The organism is Luteolibacter flavescens (genome assembly GCF_025950085.1).
In the GTDB taxonomy this organism is placed as follows: domain Bacteria; phylum Verrucomicrobiota; class Verrucomicrobiia; order Verrucomicrobiales; family Akkermansiaceae; genus Haloferula; species Haloferula flavescens.
On record NZ_JAPDDS010000003.1, the window covers coordinates 276,404 to 292,363 of the forward strand.

Sequence of the window (15,960 nt, forward strand, 5' to 3'; positions counted from 1 at the left end):
CATGTGGGCGGGTGACCTTCCTCTTCCCCCCGCCAGATGAAAGCACCCACCCACCCTCTGTCCCTTGGTCGCCTACCAACATCCCGCCGGGCTCAATCCGCTCCAACGCTTCCGCCAAGCCGGCTCCGTTCTCCGTGGCACGAGCCGTGCGGACAATACCGCTTGGTATCGCAGCGCCCTTGAGCTGGACTTCCAGCTTCATCTCCGTGCGGATGGAAACCGCGTCGACTCCCGGCTTTTCGACCGCCGGACGGGGCAGTGGTCCACAGGCCCGCAGCTTTCCGAGGCCCACGCAACGGACCTCACCCTGATCCCCGCCTTCGCGGATGAGATCATCCGCGTCGCTCAGGCGGCGAAGGCAAACGCCATTGGCGTCGTCCTGCATCTGGCAGACGAATTCGCCACTTCCGAGCTCAAGCCGGAACTCGATAATCCCGGAGCGCTTTCCGAACTGCGCACGATGGTCGAGTCCGATCCCAAGAGCGTCCTCGACGATTCCTCGGTATCTGCCACCGAGTCGAGCTGGCGGCTCATCCCCTACCCTGCCGCAGGCAGCGAGGCGATCGCCACCACCGTCTGCATCTCCCGCGGCTGGACCGCCTTCCTCGACGAGCTGCGCAAGGCTGGAGAGGAAAAGAACTTCCCGGTCATCACTCGTGCGGTGAGCGCTCCTCTGGTCTGCCTCCTCGCTCTGCCGGAACTGAAGCAGGATGAAATGACCAATCCTTTGATCGCGGTCCTTTCTTACCCGCGATTCACCCTGCTCGCCTTCTTCAATGAGCACGGCGACCTGCGCCTGCTCCGCACACTGCAGCACCGCGGCCAGCGCCGCCCGACAAATCTCCGCCATGCCGCATCGACGACCGCGGCGGCATTGGAACTTGCGGACCCTGAGGTCTATCTCCTGGCAACCGGCGAATTCACCGATCCGCAAATGGTGGCGGATCTCCAACTTGTTTTCCCCGCCGCCTCGATCCGCGAGATCGAATGGGCTGGCACACCTTACGCGCCTCCCGCTCCGGGGATCAGCCCGGAGCTGCTGATTTCCACCAATCTGGCAGCAACCCCGGAGACCCCCTTGGCCTCATCCCATACTTTCACGGTGCTGAAAGGCGACGGATGGGCGGTGCAAGATTTCCTCCCGGTAGCGAAGGAGGTGGCAGAAGTTTACCCGAACCGCAGCGAAATGAAGATGCTGCGCACCGCCCGCTATGCCCGCCTGGGTTTCGCGGTGCTTGCAGCCGTAGCCCTGGGATTCTTTGGCCTGCAGATCATCGACCTGATCCGCAAGCCGGAGTTCGCCTCGGACTCATCAAGGGCCAATGCCCAGAAAGAACGCCGGATTCACCTCACCGCGGAGAAAAACCGAGTCGATCATTGGGACAACCTGCTCGAGGACCGCTCGAAGGCATGGACTACGATGGAACTGCTGAGCGCCCTCTTCCCTGAGAAAAGCGGCTTCCTGATAAAGACCTTCAACCACGGTGTCACACCGGAAGCATCCCCCGGACAAGTGAAGGCGGGCTTCGTTCGCGAGTGGAGAATCACCGGTCTCGCACGTGACGAGGCCTACGAAAAACTTGCTCTGCTCAATACCCAGGATGGCATCTCCGCTATCTTCAAGGACGTCGCCAACTCCACCGGAAATGAATCCTTTGAAACCGATCTTCCGACGCGATCGCTGGTAGTCACCGCCCGCACTTTGGAAAATGGCGGATATCGCCCGGGCCCGGCGGAAGAGGCCGCTGACCTGGACGATAACAGCTATCCGTTCTCTTTCGAGCTGACAATTACCCAGCGATTCGAGTCCGCCGACAAGCTTGCGATCACCGTGGCCGCAGCCCCCTGATCCACTCATCCTTTCCATGTTTTACCGCCAATCCATCATCCTGTTCGGCTTCGTGGTCCCATTTGCGGTCTGCGCTGCGATCGTCGGCGGAGGAATATTCCTCAAGTCGAAGTTCACGGCATCCTTCCACGAAAAGCAGGCTCTCTACAAGACCGCTGAAAACGATCGGATCGGTTCACTTGGAATCGAGGCCCAGATCAGCAAGAAGCGCCCGCACATGGATCATTGGTTTTCCCAATTCGAAAAGGAAACATCCAATGCCATCTCGTCCCATCTCAAGCAGATCGGAGATGACTTGCCGCCCAAGGAATTCCAGCGGACGGCGGTCGAGTATCCCACGGGCAAGGCCGGCTTCGGCTCCATCTCCGCTCAGCGCTCGTCCCAAGTCCGCCTCGCCTTCCGCGGAACCTTCCGCTCCGTCCAGCTCGCCTTCGCCGAACTTGAGTCACAGATGCCCCAGCTTCAGCTCAATGACCTGAGGATCGACCCGAGCAGTGGTTCCACCTCGTCCCTGAATTTCCAAGTCAACTACACCGCGTGGGAAAAATGAAACCGATCCCGTTTCTACGCACCCTGACCTTCGCCACCGGCCTGCTGTTTGCATCAGGACCGGCATTTGCGCAAATGGCGGAAGGGCTCGACTCGGGCGATCTCGCTCCTGCCCCCCCCGCCGGGCAGGCTCCCTCTCCGGCCACGACCAAGCCGAATTCTCCGGCTGCTGCTGCAGCCGCAGCAGAGATCGAGCCGTCGCGCTATGCCGGTGAGGAAGTCCCCGCATACGTCCGTCAGCTTGCGGCACGCTTCTCCATCCGCAAGCGGGCCACCGATCCCTTCGGCCGCTATCAGGATCCCGACCATGTCGCCCCAGAGCCGAAGATCCAGAAAGCCAGCCCGGCCCAGCGCTTCCGGCCTGAGCCTCCGATGCCATTCTCGGAAATCATTGCCGGTATCTCGATCAATACCGTCATCCCGGCAAAACAGCAGTTCCTCATCGGGAACCGCATGTTCGCCGTGGGTGACACCGTCACCCTGCGCCTTCCTAATGGCAAGGAACTCGCCGTCAAGGTGGTGTCGGTGAATGCCTCCCGCATCCGCTTTCTCAATGCCTCCAGCAACGAGACCGCCGACCTCGTCCTGAACATGCTACCACCCGGCATGCAAAAGGGAGGCGCCGGCAAGATCAACGCCCCCGGAGTCGAGCCCAACGACTCCGATGCGCCGATCGACGTCGAGCCGACGAATCCCCTGTCCACCAATCACTGATACCCACCTCCCCTGCTGTCCCACACTACCCGCACACCATGAAGCCTGCCATCGCCGTCGCCACGTTGCTGGCCCTGCCTGCCCATACTCTGATCGCTCAGAACGAAGGGCCCATCACCATCGATCCCCCGGCGGCGGCCGAGCCGGTCGTTCCTGACCTGCCACCACCCGCCCCGGCGCCACCGCCGCCACCGGCCCCTGGCGAGCTGCCTCCTTCCGCCGTTGGCCCGGATCCCATCGATCTGCCTCCCGCTCCCGCCGTGGAGCCGGTTGCCCCCCCGCCAGCAGACCTGACTCCCGACGGGAGACCGGTCACCGATCCGTCCGCACCCGCCGTTCACCAGGAGATCCAGGAATCCGATGAAGGCTACCTCATCAAGGATGCGCCCCTGAATGACATCTTCCAGTTCCTCGCGAAGCAGGCCGGACGCCAGTATTTCCACAACTCAAAGATCGCCACGCCCGACTACCGAGTGACCGGTCACCTCAATGACGGCAATCCTCTCCACCAAATGGAAGAGCTTGCCTTCATGTATGGCCTCACGCTCTACACCAAGGGCAATACGGTGTATGCTCTCAGCCAGGCCCAGCTCGGCCAGCTTCCCAGCACGGAATTCACCTACCAACTGAACTACCTCCGCCCCACCGACTTCGCCCAGATCAAGGAGATCATCACGCCGATGCTCACCCCGGGCACCGGCATCGTGAATTTCGAGCCGAAGACGAACACTGTCGTCATCATCGATACGGCCACCCGAATCGAGCAAGCACGCAACTTCCTGCGCAATATCGATCGAGCCAAGGGCCAGATCGTCATCGAGACCAAGATCCTGCGAGTCAACAGCACGGCCGCCCAACGCACCGGAGTGAACTGGTCTGCCTCCCTTGGCGAGGCCGGCACGTCACTCGAAGTGGCCGGCAGCCTCAACTCGCTCTTTGGTATCAATACCGCTGGCTTCACAACCACGGGAGTCACCGGAGGAACTGCTCTTTCGGGGAGAGAAACCACCACCGCCACCCCAGGCAGCACCTCCGATCTCGTGCTGTCCCCCATCCAGCTCAATGGCGTGCTGCGGGCACTGGCCGAAGGAAACTTCGCCACACAGATCTCGAACCCCACCCTGATCACCGAAGATAACGAACAGGGGTCCATTTCCATCATTGATCGCGTTCCGATCATCACCTCGACATCGACCGTGGGTAGCAGTGGCCCGGCCCAGATCACCGAGGAAGTCCGCTACAAGATCGACGAGGCAGACAAGGCCATCACCGACGAACCGGAAAAGCATCGTGAAATCGGCATTTCACTTTCGGTCAATCCCACGCTGCTGCCCGATGGCACCGTGCGGATGAAGCTCCGCCCCCGCTCCGCGCAGATCGTCCAGAGCATCATCGGCCAGACCGGCAACGTTTACCCGCGCGTCACGGAGTCGATGATCGAGTCCATTTCGCGCGTGCCGGACGGCCACTCGCTGGTCGTCGGTGGATTCTATGGCGAGGTGGAGAACAAGGACCGCACCAAGGTGCCGCTCCTCGGCGACGTGCCGGTGCTGAACTTCTTCTTCAAGAGCAAGGACACCGTGAAGGAGAATGCCAGCCTGGTCTTCATCGTCACCCCCACCTCCTACGATCCCGCCAGCCGTTCCGCGACCTCGAATCAGTCCAGCCGCATCCATCGTAACACGATGCTGCCGCAGGATCACGACTGGGTGGATCCTGAGTGCAATCCGGGCCCTGCCCACGAGCCGAATCTCAAGCGTGGCGTGCGCGCCCTGCGCACGGAGGAGGCTCCCTACTACCCGACCGAGGCGGAGATGAGCCGCGGCTCCGCTCCCGAGCCAGTAGCCCCTGTCTCAAGGCCTCGCCGCTCGCCCTTCGCAGGCGCCCGGAAGTGATACGGCAGGCGGGGCCCTCACCCCGCCTCTCCCGTCTTCACCCGATTCACCCCGATCCATGTCATCCCCTGTAAATCCTGCCGTGCGCAAACCCGGCGATACCTCGCAACTGCTCCAGACCTGCATGGAGCAGACGGTGCAGGCTCTCCAAGCCACCGGCATTGCCAGCGAAACGGAGATCGCCCGCATGCTGGCGCACTTCGAGCGCTCGGTCAGCCAGGGCGAGCCTCTCGACTTGCTTGAGATCCTCGCGCGCGTGCAGGGTGCGGATGAAGAGCATCTGGGGATCGAGGTCGCGCGCATCTCACACGCGGTGTCGATGGTCATCCATCCTTCACCCCCGCTGGTGCCTTTCGCCGGCAAGTTGATAGCGCCATCCGCTTTCTACGAATCCTTCGACCAGCTCCACCACGCCGCCCGCGCCCTGCTGTCCCCCATCCTCTATGCGGAGGACACGGACGCAGTCGGGACTGGGGCTCTGAACCCGATCGCCGCACGCCTCATGGCGGACGAGATCCTCGCCGGGGTGAACCGCCGCTTCGGCATCAAGCCCTTCGTCACCTCGGTCCGCATGGACTACGAGAGCTGGTCCTTCCTCACCCGCAAGCACTTCGGATTGTGATCGACTACGACAGCATGTCCTTCAACGAGTTGATCAGCGGGCAGATCATGCGCGCGCTGGCCAACCACGATCCGCAGTATGCGGAACTTGAGCACGATCAGGTGGCGAACCGCGTCACCCGCTACTGCTTCATGGGAGCACTGGCGAAGATCAACGGCCTCCCCTTCTTCCCGAAGGTGGCCGAGTTCTGCGATGGATCGCTGCACACGTATTGCGATCCCACGGTGCTCACCCGTGGACTTTTCAGCCCTCTTTGCATCACGGGCGACAAGCTGATCGTGGCCGTCGCGAATCCTTGGAGCCCGTTGCCGGACGAGTATCTCGCCCCACGCTTCCCGGACCTGGAAATCGTGAAGGTGGTCACGCTCGCGTCCGAGATCGCGCGCGCCATCGAATCGGTGGCCACGAATTCCGGCCCCAGCCGCTCGGAACTCGAAGCCATCGACGTGGAGGACAGCGACGAGGTCATCCGCGACTTCGACGTCACCACGGACTACACCGAGCCGATGGCCCAGCTCGTGGCCACGGTGATGGCGGATGCGGTGAAGACCCGCGCGTCCGACATTCACTTCAAGGTGGAGAAAGAATCCTTCTACTACGCCTACCGCGTGGACGGGGACATCGGCACGAAGGTCGAGATCCCGATGAAGCTGAAGGATCGCCTCGATGCCTTCCTGCTGAACCTGATGAAGCTCCCCACCGAGATCCGCGCCACCGCGCCGGGCATCTCGGGCCGCTTCACCATCTCCTACTTCCACCGCCCCATCGATGTCCGCTACGAGAGACATCGTACTTACCGCGGATACCACGTCACGATGCGTCTGCTCGACAAGAGCCACATCAACGTGACCCTCGGCAAGGGCACCCTCGCCTTCGACGAGGAGACGCTTTTCGAGCTCAGCAAGGTGATGCGCGTCCCCGCCGGCATCATCGTCATGTCCGGCCCCACGGGCTCCGGCAAATCGACCACGCTGAATGCCATCCTCCGCGAGCTGAATCGCCCGGACGTGAACATCCTGACGCTGGAAAACCCCGTGGAAGACGAGGTCCCCGGCATCACCCATTGCGACTTGAAGAGCGCGAAGGAGTTCAAGCCGATGATCGCTTCCTTCATGCGATCCGACCCGGACATCATCCTCATGGGTGAGGTTCGCGACATCGAGTCGGCCGAGCTCGCGATCGAGGCCGCCGTGACGGGCCACAAGGTGTTGACCACGATCCACACCCCGCGCGCTTCCCAGATCATCGAGCGCTTCGAGCAGCTCGGTATCGAGCGCTGGAAAATCGCCCAGACGCTGAAGGCCGCCTGTGCCCAGCGTCTCGTAAAGCTCCTCTGCCCCTACTGCAAGGAGCCGAAGACCGGCATCTCGGAAAACGACCGCAGGACCTTCAATCTGGACGAGTCCTGGGCCACCATTCCGGTCTTTTCCGCCAAGCCGGGCGGCTGCGCGGAGTGCCGCAACTCCGGCTACAGCGGCCGTACCGCCATTCTCGAAATCATCCCCATCACCCCGAAGACCTCCGACATGCTGTCGAAGGGCGAGATCTCCCCCTACGACCTGGAAGTGAAGATCCAGGAAGAAGGAAAGCTGCCCAACCTGCGCCGCAGCGGCCTGCGCCTCCTGCGCGAGGGCAAGACCGATATCGACGCCGTCTCGAAGGTCATCGACATGACTTACACCGATGAGTAGTGCATCCGTCACCGCCAAGCCGGGCAAGACCGCAGCGCCCGCCGGAGCAGCCGGGAAGCCCCCCGCCGCCGCCCAGGGCTCCTTCAGTTTCCTGAAGCCAGCCGGTGCGAAGCCCTTCACCAAGAAGCAGCTCGTCGCGATGTTCCGCGGCCTCGCTTCCATGTTGCGCGCGCAGATCAATACCGCCGACGCGCTGAAGTACTATGGCCAGGGCCTGCAAGACAAGCCGATGGCGGACGCGCTGATGAAGATCCGCGAGGAGATCAATGCCGGTGTTACCGTACATGAGGCCTTCCGCCGCACGGGCCGCTTCTCGGACATGGTCGTCGGCCTCATCCAGGCCGGTAGCGATGCCGGCCAGCTCCACCAGGCATTCGGAGCCTTGGCCACCCGCTTCACCAGCGAGATGATTTTCACGAAGGCGATCCGCAAGGCGACCGTGATGCCCTGTGCCGTGATCTCCGTGCTGCTCGGTGCCTTCATCTTCTCGCAGGTCAGCATCGTCCCGCAGGTGCAGGACATGCTCAAGTCCGTGTCCCAGAAGCCCGATGGCATGACCGCCATCGCCTTCAAGGTCAGCGCCATCACCAAGGCCGTCTGGCCCTTCGTCGTCACCGGCATCATCGCATCGGCAATCACCATCTGGCGGTCCGAGAAGGTGCGGAACATCATCCTCGGCATCGCGATGTCGAAGTGGCGCCTGCTCCGCCTCATGATCATGAGCCTGCGGCAGATGACCTTCCTCTCCACGATGAAGATGCTCCACGCAAATGGCATCAACCTCGCCAAGTCCATCCGCGTGTCCGCGAACAGCGTGAAGGGCACCCCCTTCTACCAGGAACTGCGCGACGCCGCCGACAAGTACGAGCACTCGGGCGTGCCGCTCTCCACCGCATTCTCGAAGTACACCTCGGTGGACTCGCAGGTGGTCCACATGATGTCCATCGGCGAGAAGTCCGCATCGCTGGACTCCCAGCTCGACATGCTCTCAACCATGTACGAGGAGGACGCCCAGAACTACATGACCAGCTTCACCGCCGCGGTGAATTTCCTCGTGCTCATCATCGCCGTCGGCCTCATCGCCGCCGTCTTCATCGGAACCTTCCTGCCGATCTTCCTGATGGGTCCGAAGATGATGAACAGCAAGATGTGACGTCTACTCCCGATACCCCATGCAACTGACTCGACTCGATCGCTGGCTAAGGGAGCGCTTCGTCTATGAGACGCACGTTTACACGCTCCGCGTACCGGAGGCCTTGCCCCCGGGAGTAATCGCGGAAGAGTTGCCGGAGTCCCCGGGCCGGCGCTTCAAGCACCGCTTCATCGTCCGCAGCGATGCCACCGTGCAGGCGCTCATCGAGCAATTGCGCGAGGGCAACCTGATGTTCACCACCCGCGTGGTGGACCGCGAGGAGTGGTATGTTCCGCTCATCGCCCCGCAGGGAAAGTCCATCACCTGGTGGTTCATCTGGCTCGGCGTCACTGCCGCCGCCGTCTTCGGTCTCGTTCATCTCGGCCGCATCGCCTGGGCAAATCCCGAGCTGCGCAAGAACGTCAACGAGGCCATCGAGATCCTGAAGGGCTGACGACCCCGATTCTGCCAGGGGACATATTACCCTGCAAATCGTTCACACTTCCGGCTTTTCAAGCTTCCTTTAGTAATCTAGCCTCATCCGTCCCATGAAATCCCGCTCCCATGCCCACTCGTCCCGCAGCGGATTCACGCTGCTGGAGTTGACGATGGTCATCTCGGTGATGCTCCTGCTCATCACCGTCGGACTGAAGGCCAACAGCGGATTCAAGAATTGGAAGCTCGCCCGTGAAGCGTCCGACACGCTGCGGACCGTGTATGTCGCCCAGCGCACGTTCCTGGCCGACAATCCCACCGTCCCGGTCACGTCGCTGACGCACGCCCAGCTCCTGCCCTACATCCAGAACAGTCCTGCCGCTTTCCCGACAGCCACGGCGATCAACGGATCAGCCCTGAATATTTTCGTGGGCGTCTCGCCCCCGTTTTTTACCACCACAGGCGTGGTCTCCGGCACGAATCCGCCTGTCCGCTACGATCCATCCGGCTCCCTCACCGACTCCCTGTGGGATGTAGGCGAATGAAGACCTCCCTGCTCGCCGCTCTCCTGGCCACGGTCCTGCCGCTTTCTGCGGCCACCGACGATGGCTTCGAGTCATTCGGCGAGTATGAGATCCGCAGCCAGATGAAGATCACCGGGAATGGCAAGGTGGTCCAAGTGCCGATCAAGCCTCTCAAGCTCACCGTCACTTCCGACGGCGTCACCATCCGCGTGTCTTCCGCAGGGAAGTCCGATGCGTGGTCTACCTTCAAAATCTACCGGTCCGATGGCATCGGCCGGCAGAAGACCACCGGCGGCCCGCTGGAAGTGGTGCCGGGCGTACAGGCCACGAGCGATCACCGCGGCGTGCACAAGCACCTGCGCCTGACCCGCGACACCCTCACGCTGACGGTCTTCCCGGGAGTCTCCGACCAGACCGTCGTCACCCACGCCGTCCTCGCCCCCTCCCCCACCGATGAGCCAGCCGCCGATTCCAAGAAAGGATCGCCCGCACCTTGATCTCATGCGTCCGCTGCCCACCACCACACAGGCCGCCCCCCTCCCCACGAAGCCCGCGGGTTCCCCCGCCGTCTCCCAGACCTTGGATGTGGGACCGCTTCATCAATCTTCCCCGCCCGCGCAAAACCGCCGGTCGCTCGGCTCTCCCGCCGTCCAGCGCGCCTATCCGTGGCTGCTGGTCACCAGCACCGCGCTCGCCGCGATCTTCTGCGGACTTTATCTCACCAAGCCGGTCGTGGTCGCCGCCGCAGGTCCCGGACCGGGCACGCTCACCAATGCCCCCGCGCCGCCCATGCCAGCAATGGTGGCAGGCAGCCCGAAGCAGGCCGACTCCCTTCTTCCCCATGGCAGCCTCTTGCCCGGCGACACGGCAAAGCCCCAGGCGGCCGATCCGAAGCGCCTCGCCTCCGCCGGCAGCGGACCGGAAACCGCCTTTGAGGAAACCAATCTCCGTATCCAACACGTCCTCCAGGCCCAAGGTCCCGAAGGCGAAGATCTCGGGAAGCTGACCTTGGAAGTGCCCGTGCTCTATCGCAGCCGCGCGCTGCGTTGGACTCCCGAAGAAGTAGCTCAGGCCCGCAAGCTGATGACGCGCATCGGCAACTATCAGGAGGCAGCCCAGATGGTCCGCAATGAGGGACAGAAGCTCCTCGGGGAATGGAATGCCCTGATTGGCGAATCCATCCCCACGCCGGTGCTCCGCGCCGATAGCCCCTCTCTTTCCGGATCCCTCAATTCCTCCGCCGCCGAGAAACTCGACAGCACCCAAGCCATCGAAATCAAAAACCGATGACCCGCTCCCGCCTGCTTCTCATCGCCGCGATCATCCCCGTGGCCCTGGCCCAGGATATCGCACCGAAGGACTCGGAGATCGATCCGGTGATCTCCGCCCTCACCGAGGACATGGGAGACGAACCGGTCCGCGAAGGGATCACCGCCACCTCGCCCGCGCACCCGTCGGGAGAGGATGGACCGCCGGTGCTCATCACCGGCACCCCGCCCGAGGGAGCTGAGATCGAAAACGCACCGCCACCGATCCCGGAGCCGGAAGGCGTGACCGTGCAGGTGGAGCCGGGCAAGGGCGGCGCAGGAAAGGTCAACTCGTCGGCAGTCAAACTGCTCGCACCCTTTCCCGCCAAGCCGCTCTCCCAGCCGCCCGCTGGCTGGCGACTGGAGCACCCGGAGGACATCCCGTCCTTCACCCAGGAGGTGCTGCTGGAAAATGGCACGCGTATCCCTCTCTCCATCCGTCCCCACCTGCTGGTGCCGGATGCCGATGGCGAAAACGTCATCGGCGTGAACGAGCCCGGATTCGACCCCGCGCTGCGCTACGCCCAGGCAGGTACGATGAGTGCCGTACTTGCGAACTCCGTGGAGCGCATGGAGGAAGACTCCCGCGAACTCGGCAACGCCCTCGATCGCCTCGGCCAGCTCCTCGGATCGCTACCCAAGACAGAAGAACCCGCTCCCGCACCGAAGGAAGTCACCACCCCTGACAAGAAGAAGCGATGAAACAGAGCCTCATCCCGATCTCCTGCGGCACCGCGCTCGCCATGATGGCTGGCGCTGCCGCCGCCCACTGGTGCTCCGTGCGCGACATGGTGACCCTCGCCTCGGTGCTGCCGATGCAGTCGCCCGTCTCTGACAAATTCCAAGCTCCGTCTCACTCCCCGCTGCCGGACGCAGGACCGTCGCGCGAGGCCAAGGAATTCCTGGCTCAAGCCCGCGAAAGCTCCGGCAAGACGAAACCCGGCAGCGCCCGGACTTCCCTCGAAAAGATCCAGCCAATCGCGAATCACCCGTCGTCAGCCACCGCGGGGAATACCACCGACGCCCGCATCGAGAAGCTTCTCAGCCTGCTGGAAGGCACCGTGGAGGAAAACCAGCGGCTGCGTGAAAGCCAGGCGGAGACGAACCGCGATCTGATGGAGGTGCAGTTCCGCCTGGACATGTACGATGGTGAATTCCGTCCGCTCAAGGTGGAGGAAGAAGCGACGCCATGGGACGACGGCAGCGGCGGCGTGCTGCCACCGCTGGAGTAACCCGCTACGTCAGGTTCAAGCACGCTGGCCGGCGAAGAAGACTTCCATCCGGTGCTGCATGTCCTCGTAGAAGCGCTTCTTGATCGCCTCGAGCGCCGCGATCTTTTCCGGCCCGGCGTGGAAGGCTTCTTCCTGCTCCATGCGGATCTTCGCGGCGAAGGACTTCTCCATCTCGATCAGTGAATCGAGGAATTCGCGCGCGGCGCGGCTGTGCTCCACGCCATCGATGAGCGCGTTTTCCAGGCGCTTGTTCCGGGTGACGGCGATCAGGTTGCCGGTGGCGAGCTTCTCCATGTAGCGCTCGTGGCTCTGGCGGAAGGCGCGGTGCTCGGAATCGTAGGCGATCTCGTCGCGATCCAGCAGCGTATCGTAGGGACCGGGCTTCGTGAAGAACTTCACGATCAGCGGGATCGTATCCACGAGCATGAAGAGCAGCGTGAGCACGATGTAGGTGCCGAAGGCGAACTCGCCACCCTCGCTGCCCGCCTTGAAAAGACCGTGGAGAGCCAGCGTCTGGGTCAGGATGTCCTTTCGCGGCTCGGCCTGGATCGAGCTGATGCGGATCTGTTCCTCGGTGGCAATCGCGGCCAGTTCGGCCTGCGCCGCTTTTTGCTCCAGGTTCCGCGTTTCGATCTGCTGGTCGATGGCGGAGCGCACGGCATTCTGCTGCTCGGTGAAGGAGGTGGCTTGGTCTTCCTCCACACGCTGCTTGAGGGCGGCCACGCGGTCGGCCTCGGCCTTGTTTGCCGTGGCGATCTCGGCAAGCCGTGTTTCGAAAGTGGCGATGGCACCCTTCTCCGCCTCGCGCACCTGCGTCTGCAGCGTGGCTTTCTCGGCGGACAGGTGTTCCAGCAGTGACCCGATGCGCTGCGTCTCGGTGCGGCGAGGCTCAAGCTGATCGGCACGGATCGAGCGGGCGCGCGGGCCCTCGCCACGCATGCCGGAACGCTGGCCATTCAGCTCCCGCTCGAATTCCGCCTGCCAGAAGCCGAGCTCGGTCTGGAGCTTCGCATACTGCGGCGTCAGTTCGTCAGCCTGCTGGTTGACCGTGTCGAGACGGTCGCGGAAAGGCTTCGTGGCCTCGTCAGTAGCGGCCTTCAATTCCGCCTGCTGCTCGGCGGTCAGCCCGGGGATCGCCGCGGTGGCATCCTCGCGGTCCTGGATGATGAATTTGGCATTGTAGCTCTCCTTCCGCTCCTGCTGGAGCGCGGCCATCCTTTGCTCGATTCCATTGATCGTCTCGCGGACCTTGTCCTTCGCGACGGTGAATTTCGCGCGCTCCTGGCTCATTTCCACGGAGCGCTCCTCCTCCACCACCGTCTGGATAGTGTCGCGGAAAAGCAGCAGCACCAGCGGGTGCGCAATGGTGAGCCCCATCAGGACCGCCACCAGCATGCGCAGGGAAAACTGCGAGAGCTTCCGCCACCACGAGAGGAAGGGCCGGTAGCCCGCGAGGAGCGCACGGTCGATGGTGAGAATGATGAAGGCCCACACCGCGGCAACCGGGTAGATCACCTTGGCATTGTCCGTCAGGGTGGACAGGGCGTAGGCGCAGGCGATGAAGGCGAAGGCGCAGGGCACCAGCACGGTGGCCCCGAAGGCGACATACTTCCGCTGCTCCCAATTCGGGCACTGCTCGAGGGTCTCGGTGCCGGCACCGGACAACCAGAAAAACAGACGCTTGAAGGGATTTGACCGGTTCATAAAAGACGGATGAAAACGGGAATATTCCCGGAAAGCGAGGCTGCGCTCCCGGCTTGTGGCGAAAACGCTTCATTCCCAAGCGATCTCTCAAAAACGGATGCCGATTCGCACTCGGGAGACTCCCGATTGAAACATCAGAAATTCACCTACAATCGATAACTGATTCCTATGAATTCACACAGTATCAGATGACGAAAAAGCCATCAAAAGGTCTTCGCAAATGTACAAAAAGAAGCCCGACCGCTGTGCCTCAGGAAAAACCCAAAAACCTAAGGCTCAAGCGGTCGGGCCACCTGCCGGGAGTCTCCTCCCTGACAAGACCTTTTATTTCGGAGGAGTCATGCTCTCGCAGCTGCCTCACATGTAATATAACGTCGTGAGCCGGATTTTTGTTTCAGTTTTCTCTGATTTTTTTCCGCAATCTTCGTCACTCGCTCAGGCTCTTCCACTGGCGGGATTTCATCTCGTCGATTTCCCCCTGCAGCTTCTGCTTGGGACCGCTTCCTTGGCCTTGGGTGACCGTCCTCACGGTCTTGTATTCCTCCCGCAGGACCAGCGGATGGACGAGCGAGCACCAAACCTTCCCGGACTGGATGGTCAGTTCGCCGCTCGAGGCATTCCCATCGAGGGTGGTGTCGTTCTTGATCGAGACGTCGCCTTCCACGGCGAAGCGCCCGCACGGATGCCCCTCCATTGCCTCCGTCGCCTCAAAGGTCAGCGTGATCCTGCCACTCGCCCCGCTATCGAAAAGCAGCGCCAGCGAGTCCCCCTCCAGCACCAGCGTGTCCCCGGCCGACCAGCGACGCGACGAGGAAAACCACTGGCGCCGCGGCATCAGCCCGTGCTGCACCAGGATGCCCGGCAGATTTGGCAGGAGGTTTTGCTCCAGCACCTTCAGATTGAAATCCATCGGCCCCTTGCGAGGCGCGAGCTGCCAGCCCTGCCGGGTCTGCTGGAACTCCACCTTCGCCCCGGCGAGGCTGACCGGCCCCGGAGGCGGCGGTGGTCCAGTCGTGGCCTTCGCCTTTGCCTTCTCCATCGCCTCCTTGGGATCGACCACCTTGCCCGCCTTTTCGATCGCGAGCGTGAGCCGGGAGCCCTCCCGGCGGAACATACCGACGATCTCGAACGTACCCTCCAGCACCAGCGTCTCCGTCCCCAGGGCAGAGTTCGAGATCTTGCGTGTGCGGTGAAATGTCGCCCGATCCGTCACGCGGGCCTCCACGCTGGTCGGAAAGGCCAGATCACGACGGAAGCGCACGCCCTCCGCACCGGAGTCCACCTGACCTGCGAACTCCGACCCGACCTCCCCGCCCGGTTGAGAGGGCAGCTCGGGATCTTTCGAGCCCTCGATCTTTTCCCGCGCCGCATGGACGGCCCGCTTGGCCTTGTCACATGACGCCATCCCCAGAATGAGAAGAGGCAGGACAAAAGCTAAGGATTTCATGAATGTCAGGTATCACGGATCGAGACCCGTGACCACTGCTACCTTCGGTGAGGCAGGAGCTTATCGTCCCCGGCAGCCGAGGCGCTGGTCCATTTCCAAGGCAGGCGCATCCTCACGGCTGACTCCCACCACCACGGCAGGCACGCCGGCCACGGTGGAGTGCGGCGAGACATCATTCAGCACGACGCTGCCTGCACCGACCTTCGCGCCCTCGCCGATCTCGACACGGCCCAGGATTTTCGCCCCGGCACCCAGCAGCACGCCGGAGCGCACGATGGGATGGCGGTCACCTGAGTCCTTGCCCGTGCCACCCAGCGTCACCTCGTGGAGAATGGAGACATTGTCCTCAATGATCGCCGTCTCCCCCACCACGAAGCTCGTCGCATGGTCGAGCAGGATGCCGCAGCCGATGCGGGCCGCCGGATGGATGTCCACGCCGAAGACCTCGCTGGCGAGACTCTGGAAATAGAGTGCTAGCTCGCGCCGCCCGCGCTGCCACAGGAAGTGGGAGATGCGGTAGGTGGAGATGGCCATGAAGCCCTTGAAGAAAAGCAGCGGCTCCAGCGGCGAGCGGCAGGCGGGATCGCGCTCGACGATTGCGCGCAGGTCATGCGCCACGCTTTCCACGAGCTGGTCCTCACCGCGCAGGATCCCCGCGAGCAATGGCCCGAGCTCCTCGCGCGTCATGTCCTCACGGGCAAGTTTCCGCGCCAAGCGGACGCCCAGCGAGGCTCCCAGACAGGGCTGGCGGAGGACCACATCCTCCAGCAGCGACCGCAAATGCGGCTCGTCCACGGCCACCCGGGCGGCCTCTTCTCGGATCCAATTCCAGATTCCGGTGGAATCCACCTGCTCCGAC

General features: G+C 62.8%; 16 protein-coding genes. 13 read left to right on the forward strand and 3 right to left on the reverse strand.

Going from position 1 to position 15,960, the window contains the following annotated elements; genetic code table 11:
* Window positions 1–64 precede the first annotated feature (64 nt).
* From OKA04_RS06935 to OKA04_RS06995, 13 genes are all read left to right on the forward strand, one after another.
* A complete protein-coding gene (locus OKA04_RS06935) occupies window positions 65–1,849 on the forward strand; it encodes a hypothetical protein (protein ID WP_264500418.1) in 1,785 nt (594 codons plus the stop codon).
* 16 nt (window positions 1,850–1,865) lie between these two features.
* Window positions 1,866–2,399, forward strand: a complete 534-nt coding sequence (locus OKA04_RS06940) for a hypothetical protein (RefSeq protein ID WP_264500419.1) — start codon at window positions 1,866–1,868, stop codon at window positions 2,397–2,399.
* Window positions 2,396–3,112, forward strand: coding sequence for a hypothetical protein (locus tag OKA04_RS06945; protein WP_264500420.1), 717 nt, complete (start codon window positions 2,396–2,398; stop codon window positions 3,110–3,112). The genes OKA04_RS06940 and OKA04_RS06945 overlap by 4 nt, the downstream gene beginning before the upstream one ends.
* Window positions 3,113–3,150: 38 nt before the next feature.
* Complete coding sequence (locus tag OKA04_RS06950) at window positions 3,151–5,007, forward strand: type II secretion system protein GspD (RefSeq protein WP_264500421.1); 1,857 nt, start codon at window positions 3,151–3,153, stop codon at window positions 5,005–5,007.
* Between the two features lie 58 nt (window positions 5,008–5,065).
* Window positions 5,066–5,629 (forward strand): hypothetical protein, encoded by a 564-nt coding sequence (locus tag OKA04_RS06955; RefSeq protein ID WP_264500422.1) that lies wholly within the window; start codon window positions 5,066–5,068, stop codon window positions 5,627–5,629.
* Window positions 5,626–7,320 (forward strand): GspE/PulE family protein, encoded by a 1,695-nt coding sequence (locus tag OKA04_RS06960; protein WP_264500423.1) that lies wholly within the window; start codon window positions 5,626–5,628, stop codon window positions 7,318–7,320. Before OKA04_RS06955 ends, OKA04_RS06960 begins: the two co-directional genes overlap by 4 nt.
* On the forward strand, window positions 7,313–8,473 hold the full coding sequence (locus OKA04_RS06965) for a type II secretion system F family protein (protein WP_264500424.1): 1,161 nt from the start codon (window positions 7,313–7,315) through the stop codon (window positions 8,471–8,473). Before OKA04_RS06960 ends, OKA04_RS06965 begins: the two co-directional genes overlap by 8 nt.
* Before the next feature lie 19 nt (window positions 8,474–8,492).
* Window positions 8,493–8,906, forward strand: a complete 414-nt coding sequence (locus OKA04_RS06970) for a hypothetical protein (protein ID WP_264500425.1) — start codon at window positions 8,493–8,495, stop codon at window positions 8,904–8,906.
* 94 nt (window positions 8,907–9,000) lie between these two features.
* Window positions 9,001–9,432 carry a type II secretion system protein gene (locus tag OKA04_RS06975; RefSeq protein ID WP_264500426.1) on the forward strand — a complete coding sequence of 144 codons (432 nt, stop codon included), beginning with the start codon at window positions 9,001–9,003 and terminating at the stop codon, window positions 9,430–9,432.
* Window positions 9,429–9,908, forward strand: coding sequence for a hypothetical protein (locus tag OKA04_RS06980; RefSeq protein ID WP_264500427.1), 480 nt, complete (start codon window positions 9,429–9,431; stop codon window positions 9,906–9,908). The genes OKA04_RS06975 and OKA04_RS06980 overlap by 4 nt, the downstream gene beginning before the upstream one ends.
* A 4-nt stretch (window positions 9,909–9,912) precedes the next feature.
* Entirely contained in the window at window positions 9,913–10,701 is a 789-nt protein-coding gene (locus OKA04_RS06985) for a hypothetical protein (RefSeq protein ID WP_264500428.1), read from the forward strand.
* Entirely contained in the window at window positions 10,698–11,420 is a 723-nt protein-coding gene (locus tag OKA04_RS06990; protein ID WP_264500429.1) for a hypothetical protein, read from the forward strand. Before OKA04_RS06985 ends, OKA04_RS06990 begins: the two co-directional genes overlap by 4 nt.
* On the forward strand, window positions 11,417–11,950 hold the full coding sequence (locus tag OKA04_RS06995) for a hypothetical protein (RefSeq protein WP_264500430.1): 534 nt from the start codon (window positions 11,417–11,419) through the stop codon (window positions 11,948–11,950). The genes OKA04_RS06990 and OKA04_RS06995 overlap by 4 nt, the downstream gene beginning before the upstream one ends.
* Window positions 11,951–11,965: 15 nt before the next feature.
* Here the strand turns inward: OKA04_RS06995 and OKA04_RS07000 are convergent, their stop codons facing one another.
* The 3 genes from OKA04_RS07000 to cysE form a co-directional block, all read right to left on the reverse strand.
* Window positions 11,966–13,654, reverse strand: a complete 1,689-nt coding sequence (locus OKA04_RS07000; RefSeq protein WP_264500431.1) for a DUF4407 domain-containing protein — start codon at window positions 13,652–13,654, stop codon at window positions 11,966–11,968.
* A 427-nt stretch (window positions 13,655–14,081) separates the two neighbouring features.
* Window positions 14,082–15,101: a hypothetical protein gene (locus OKA04_RS07005; RefSeq protein ID WP_264500432.1), complete on the reverse strand. Its 1,020-nt coding sequence runs from the start codon at window positions 15,099–15,101 to the stop codon at window positions 14,082–14,084.
* Window positions 15,102–15,161: 60 nt separating this feature from the next.
* On the reverse strand, window positions 15,162–15,950 hold the full coding sequence (gene cysE / locus OKA04_RS07010) for a serine O-acetyltransferase (RefSeq protein ID WP_264500433.1): 789 nt from the start codon (window positions 15,948–15,950) through the stop codon (window positions 15,162–15,164).
* Window positions 15,951–15,960: the final 10 nt, after the last annotated feature.

What these genes read in the sequence shown, in the direction of transcription:
- OKA04_RS06940 (WP_264500419.1), top strand. Translation starts at nt 1,866, where the DNA reads ATGTTTTACCGCCAATCCATCATCCTGTTCGGCTTCGTGGTCCCATTT.
- OKA04_RS06945 (WP_264500420.1), top strand. Translation starts at nt 2,396, where the DNA reads ATGAAACCGATCCCGTTTCTACGCACCCTGACCTTCGCCACCGGCCTG.
- OKA04_RS06950 (WP_264500421.1), top strand. Translation starts at nt 3,151, where the DNA reads ATGAAGCCTGCCATCGCCGTCGCCACGTTGCTGGCCCTGCCTGCCCAT.
- OKA04_RS06955 (WP_264500422.1), top strand. Translation starts at nt 5,066, where the DNA reads ATGTCATCCCCTGTAAATCCTGCCGTGCGCAAACCCGGCGATACCTCG.
- OKA04_RS06965 (WP_264500424.1), top strand. Translation starts at nt 7,313, where the DNA reads ATGAGTAGTGCATCCGTCACCGCCAAGCCGGGCAAGACCGCAGCGCCC.
- OKA04_RS06970 (WP_264500425.1), top strand. Translation starts at nt 8,493, where the DNA reads ATGCAACTGACTCGACTCGATCGCTGGCTAAGGGAGCGCTTCGTCTAT.
- OKA04_RS06975 (WP_264500426.1), top strand. Translation starts at nt 9,001, where the DNA reads ATGAAATCCCGCTCCCATGCCCACTCGTCCCGCAGCGGATTCACGCTG.
- OKA04_RS06980 (WP_264500427.1), top strand. Translation starts at nt 9,429, where the DNA reads ATGAAGACCTCCCTGCTCGCCGCTCTCCTGGCCACGGTCCTGCCGCTT.
- OKA04_RS06985 (WP_264500428.1), top strand. Translation starts at nt 9,913, where the DNA reads ATGCGTCCGCTGCCCACCACCACACAGGCCGCCCCCCTCCCCACGAAG.
- OKA04_RS06990 (WP_264500429.1), top strand. Translation starts at nt 10,698, where the DNA reads ATGACCCGCTCCCGCCTGCTTCTCATCGCCGCGATCATCCCCGTGGCC.
- OKA04_RS06995 (WP_264500430.1), top strand. Translation starts at nt 11,417, where the DNA reads ATGAAACAGAGCCTCATCCCGATCTCCTGCGGCACCGCGCTCGCCATG.
- OKA04_RS07000 (WP_264500431.1), bottom strand. Translation starts at nt 13,654, where the DNA reads ATGAACCGGTCAAATCCCTTCAAGCGTCTGTTTTTCTGGTTGTCCGGT.
- OKA04_RS07005 (WP_264500432.1), bottom strand. Translation starts at nt 15,101, where the DNA reads ATGAAATCCTTAGCTTTTGTCCTGCCTCTTCTCATTCTGGGGATGGCG.